6 protein-coding genes are annotated in these 4,734 nt (G+C 63.5%); 3 read left to right on the plus strand and 3 right to left on the minus strand.

The window, feature by feature from the left end; translation table 11 throughout:
• Positions 1–118 precede the first annotated feature (118 nt).
• Together VMR39_RS30540 and VMR39_RS20925 are read left to right on the plus strand one after the other, a co-directional pair.
• Positions 119–241 (plus strand): helix-turn-helix domain-containing protein, encoded by a 123-nt coding sequence (locus VMR39_RS30540; protein ID WP_414712567.1) that lies wholly within the window; start codon positions 119–121, stop codon positions 239–241.
• Between the two features lie 3 nt (positions 242–244).
• Positions 245–619 carry an IS30 family transposase gene (locus VMR39_RS20925; RefSeq protein WP_325418702.1) on the plus strand — a complete coding sequence of 125 codons (375 nt, stop codon included), beginning with the start codon at positions 245–247 and terminating at the stop codon, positions 617–619.
• 167 nt (positions 620–786) lie between these two features.
• On the opposite strand, the gene VMR39_RS20930 is transcribed toward VMR39_RS20925, so the two are convergent.
• The 3 genes from VMR39_RS20930 to VMR39_RS20940 form a co-directional block, all read right to left on the minus strand.
• A complete protein-coding gene (locus VMR39_RS20930) occupies positions 787–1,338 on the minus strand; it encodes an SCE4755 family polysaccharide monooxygenase-like protein (RefSeq protein WP_325418704.1) in 552 nt (183 codons plus the stop codon).
• Between the two features lie 258 nt (positions 1,339–1,596).
• A complete protein-coding gene (locus tag VMR39_RS20935; RefSeq protein ID WP_325418706.1) occupies positions 1,597–1,896 on the minus strand; it encodes a putative quinol monooxygenase in 300 nt (99 codons plus the stop codon).
• A 367-nt stretch (positions 1,897–2,263) separates the two neighbouring features.
• Positions 2,264–3,274, minus strand: a complete 1,011-nt coding sequence (locus tag VMR39_RS20940) for a hypothetical protein (protein WP_325418708.1) — start codon at positions 3,272–3,274, stop codon at positions 2,264–2,266.
• A 332-nt stretch (positions 3,275–3,606) separates the two neighbouring features.
• Here VMR39_RS20940 and VMR39_RS20945 point away from each other — a divergent pair, with 332 nt between their 5' ends.
• Positions 3,607–4,587 carry an IS5 family transposase gene (locus tag VMR39_RS20945; RefSeq protein ID WP_325418710.1) on the plus strand — a complete coding sequence of 327 codons (981 nt, stop codon included), beginning with the start codon at positions 3,607–3,609 and terminating at the stop codon, positions 4,585–4,587.
• The last annotated feature ends 147 nt before the right edge of the window (positions 4,588–4,734 follow it).

A 4,734-nucleotide genomic window follows, 5' to 3' on the forward strand; every position in this document is an offset into this window, starting at 1 on the left:
TCGGCAGGCACGACGTAGGGTTTCCGCGCGGGTTCAACTCCGAAGTGCAACACCTGATCGGGGGAGGAGGCCCAGGTGCGTTAGCCTGGGAGGCTTCACCGACAAGTGAAAACCGCACATGACCTGTACGCACTTGAGCCGGGAAGAAAGGTATCAGATTCAAGCGCTGTTCGACGGTCTGCTCTCGTACCGGGAGATCGCCGAGCAACTGGATCGCAGTCCGTCGACCATTGCGCGGTAGATTGTGCGGAACAAGAAGTCGGACGGCTACGATGCCGGACGGGCACACACTTGCAGTGAGGCGCGTCGTCACGATGCGAGCTCATGCCCTCGCATCAGTCCGAGCGACTGGGGGCAGCGCGTACACACCGTGACGCTGGGCAATGGCAGCGAGTTCGCCGAGCACGCATTGATCGATCAAGCGCTCGACGCCAGGACCTGTTTCCCCGATCCGTTCGCTTCATGGCAGCTCGGCAGCAACGAGAACGTCAATGGACTGCTGCGCCAGCAACTGCCCAAGGGCTGCCACCTGGGCACGATCACCGACAAGCAACTGCAGCGGATAGAAGATCGACCCAACAGCCGACCGCGAAAGCAGTTAGGCTACCGAACGCCTTGACCCGAACTCGAGGCATCCTTCAACCGCGTTGTACTTCGCAGTTGAGTTCACCCCTCTTGAACTGGTAGCGCGTAGATGTCGTGATCCCCGGTTCCAGCCTTGTTCTGAAAAGGCGACTCTCACTGACCCCGGTTTTCCGAGCTTGCGCGAGGGACGCGCGCGACTGCTTATTCGGACGCCGTCTCTCGCCGTTCCGGTTCTCGCTCGAATCCGTCATGGAAGACGCCGTCGCGAACGAGGATCACGTCCGCACACTGCCAATGTAGATCGTCGGTATTGCCGTCGGTGGTATAGGGCAAATGATCGGTCAGGACCTGCAGCAGCTGGATCGTGCAGTTGTCGCATTCGATATCAGGCAAGGCCAGCGAGAACGACCGGTTCGGGTCGTCCGACAGGCCGGGAATGTCGTCGGCGACGACATTCGAATCGGTGTAGAGATCGTCCGGCGAGGCGGGCACCGAAAAATCCTGGCCGTCTTCGTCGAAGCTGATGCGGAAGTGACCGGGATGCGAGATCGTACTGGTCCAGCGCAGGGTGATCGTCGAGCCCGCCGACAATGTCGTCTCGTTCGCGCGCCCGGTGTCGGGGTCCTGCCCGCAAGGTCGGCCGAACAGCGTGGTCTCGTAGCGGGACACGGGATCGACAAGGTCGAAATGCGCGAGCGCCGCAACAGGCGTCGCGACCAGCAGGACAAGCGCAATTGCAGCGGTGCACCGCACGGTCCAGCTCCCCTCCCAGGAATACCGGGCGGATGCTACTCCCGACGGTCACTCAACGGTCGGCAAGTTCGCCAGGCCCGTGGCTACCGACGACTTCTGTGCAATGACCCAGTGAGTTCCTGCTCAGGCCAGACTTCCGATCACGGATGGGACGCGAGGGTGCGTCAGGAAAGACGCCTCTGACCCCGGCTTCCTGCGCGGATCGACCACCGGGTGGGCGCCTGCGGGAAGCGTCGATGCGCGCGAGGAACGGCATCCTCAAGCGCCGCCGAGCCCGTGCCCGCCGACCGGCGTTGTCTCGATGTACTGCTCGAACGCGGCGATCAGCGGCTTCGCGCGCGCAATCGCGTCATTCACGAACGGCAGCGACAGCGACGCGGCATGGCTGTCCTTGCCGTCCCAGGCCTCGGTGACCCAGAGCACCTCGGCATCCGACGCATCTTTCGCGACGACGTAGGAAAGGCAGCCCGGCATCTGCGAAACGCCTTCGAGCAGGATCGTGGCCAGGTCGTCGCGACGCCCTGCCACCGCGCGCATCTTTCCGATCACTCCGTACATCCGATCCTCTCCGGTTCCTGGAACGATCTTCGCAGGAGCGCACCCTGTGCGTGATCGCGCGTCAATCGTCCCTGCGCGAACGATCGGTTTCCCGCGCGGATCGCCCACAGGGTGGGCTCCTGCACGCGTCGTCGCCGGCGCGCACACGACGAGGGCCGCGGTTGCCGCAGCGAGGCTCGCGAGAAAGCTGCGCCTGGCGTGCATCATGCGTACTCGGCCCCGCAGGTTTCGGTCCGTGCGGGGCTCCCGCGCGATCGCATCGACCCAACGTAGCACGAGTGAGTCGGCGCGGCGACCGCGCGTCGTCGTTAATCGCAGGCCTTGCACATCCATGCGCCGGTGCGCTGCACGCGCGGAGCGCCGCGAGTCAGGTCCCGAGACGAGACCGCAGCTCCGCGAGGAAGCGTTCAGGCTCATCAAGCCCGAGGTACACGACGTCCACCTCGCGCGACCCAGCCAGCGTATCGAGCCGCGTACCCGCATCGAGTACGAGCTTCACGTTGGCCGTTCCCGTCCCCGTGTAGCGAAGCGCCCGGCGTGCGCGGCGCGGGCGGTGGCTCACGCGCTCAATCGATCGCACGCACGCATACGGTACGATCAGGTCGCCGAGGACGCCGCTGCGAACATGCAGGTGATCGCATTGGAGCGTCGAACCGCGATACAGCGTGGCCCGGTATTCGGCCAGCAGGAAGACGAGGCCATACAGCGAAAGCGCGGATACCACGATCGCAGCGGTCGGACTCAACAGATGGATGAAGAAGTGCGCGATCGGCACCTCCGCTACCATCAGCAGCAGGAACGCCTGCTGGTTGGACGCATTGGAGTCGTGCTTCGCACCGAAGAACGCTTCCGCGGGCCAGGTGAAGCGCGCGTGATTGCGCACCAGCGCATACGCCCACATCCGCGCATCGGCCTGCAGCAGGCGGCGGATCGCGGGTTCCCTGACGCGGCGCGCGATCGCGCCCTCGATCGCGAACTCGAGGTTCGGCGCATGCCGGTTACGGCGGATGTCTCGCAGGACCGCGCCGATCACGGTGATCTGCGCTGCGGCGAGGGCGCCGAGGTAGATCCAGCGAACTTGCTCGAACGTCGTCCACCACGCCTTCTCGTCTGGCGGGATCGCGAAGGATCCCACCAGGATGCCGAGCGACACGAGTGCGAACGCTGCGAGCCCTGCCTTCCTGAAGGTCGGCCTCAGGATCAGGAGATAGAGGACCGGAATAAGCAGGAATACATCGAACGCAACGGCCCACTCGGGGAACGGCTCGGTGCTCCACTGCGCGTGCGTGCGCGCAAGGAAGATGTTGGCGACGTAGATCGCTGCGGCCGCGCAGAGGAAAGCGGGCAATGGCCTGCGATGGCTCGACGTTGCCTGCATGCGTCCACCCCCGGATATCTGCGTCGACATGTCCGACGTGCGTAGTGTCGCACGGCCGCGGGCGATCGCAATGCCCGTTTCGTTTGCACGCACCCCAGGACTGTACGCCAAGTCTCGATCTTCCCGAATACCGCTTGCTCGGCAGGATGCCCTTCAATCGTCCCAGCCCATCGCCAGCGGCTGCCCTGCTGCGATACTCACCCAGGATTGCAGATGCTTCAGATGGCTTTGCGCGAAGCAAGGATTGAGCAAGGATTGCTGCCTTAAGGAAGGTCTGAACAAGTCGCTGTGATTGTGGTGAAATCACGCTACCCCAGCAAGGCCGCGAATCGATGGACCAGATGAGCTTTGGAGACGCGGAGTACGCCGCGAAGAAGAAGACCACGCGGCGCGAGGTGTTCCTCGCCGAGATGGACACGGTCGTTCCGTGGGCGCCGCTGTTGAAGGTGATCGAGCCGTTCTATCCGGTCGCCGGGCGCGGCCGACGACCGTATCCGGTGCAAGCGATGCTGCGCGTGCATCTGATGCAGAACTGGTTCGGGTTGAGCGATCCGGCGATGGAAGAGGCGCTGTACGAGATCAGCTCGATGCGCAAGTTCGCCAGGCTGACCCTGCAGGCGATCCCCGACGAGACGACGATCCTCAACTTTCGCCGTCTGATCGAGACCAACGACCTCGCGCCGATGATCTTCGACAGGGTCAACGCGCTTCTGACCCGCAAGGGACTGATGCTCAAGCGCGGCAGCATCGTTGACGCGACGATCATCGCTGCGCCGAGTTCGACGAAGAACGCCGATGGCGAGCGCGACCCTGAGATGCACCAGACCAAGAAGGGCAGCCAGTGGTACTTCGGGATGAAGGCGCATATCGGCGTCGATACCGATTCGGGCTTCGTGCATACGGTGGTGACGACGGCGGCCAACGAGGCCGATATCGAGATCGTCGACGAGTTGCTGCACGGCCACGAGACGGTCGTCCACGCCGATGCCGGCTACACGGGCGCGGACAAGCGCGTGGCACGCAAGAAGCTGACGTGGAAGATCGCAGCCAAGCGGGGCAAACTGAACGCGATGCCTGAGGGGAAAGAGAAAACGCGGCTGCAAGAGATCGAGAAAGAGAAGGCGCGCATTCGTGCTCGGGTCGAGCACCCGTTCCGCGTGATCAAGCGGCAATTCGGATACACGAAGGTGCGCTTCCGTGGATTGGCGAAGAACCTGGTGCAGATGTTGACGCTGTTCGCGCTGTCGAACCTGTGGATGGCGCGAAAGCAGTTGTTGGGATCGACGGGGAAGTTGCGTCCGAAGTACGCGTGAACGCCAAGAATGGCGGCTCAGAATGCGCACAATTGAGCATCCACAGCGATTCACGCGCCTCAGACCGACTCCGGAGCCTCGAGCGCGTCGAGGACGCGACGAATGGGGTCGACCAACTCTCTCGGCGACTTGTTCAGACCTTCCCTA

Origin of the sequence: Sphingobium sp. (assembly GCF_035511395.1) — a bacterium.
In the GTDB taxonomy this organism is placed as follows: Bacteria; Pseudomonadota; Alphaproteobacteria; order Sphingomonadales; family Sphingomonadaceae; genus Sphingobium.

What these genes read in the sequence shown, in the direction of transcription:
- VMR39_RS20945 (WP_325418710.1), top strand. Translation starts at nt 3,607, where the DNA reads ATGGACCAGATGAGCTTTGGAGACGCGGAGTACGCCGCGAAGAAGAAG.
- VMR39_RS20935 (WP_325418706.1), bottom strand. Translation starts at nt 1,896, where the DNA reads ATGTACGGAGTGATCGGAAAGATGCGCGCGGTGGCAGGGCGTCGCGAC.
- VMR39_RS20940 (WP_325418708.1), bottom strand. Translation starts at nt 3,274, where the DNA reads ATGCAGGCAACGTCGAGCCATCGCAGGCCATTGCCCGCTTTCCTCTGC.
- VMR39_RS30540 (WP_414712567.1), top strand. Translation starts at nt 119, where the DNA reads ATGACCTGTACGCACTTGAGCCGGGAAGAAAGGTATCAGATTCAAGCG.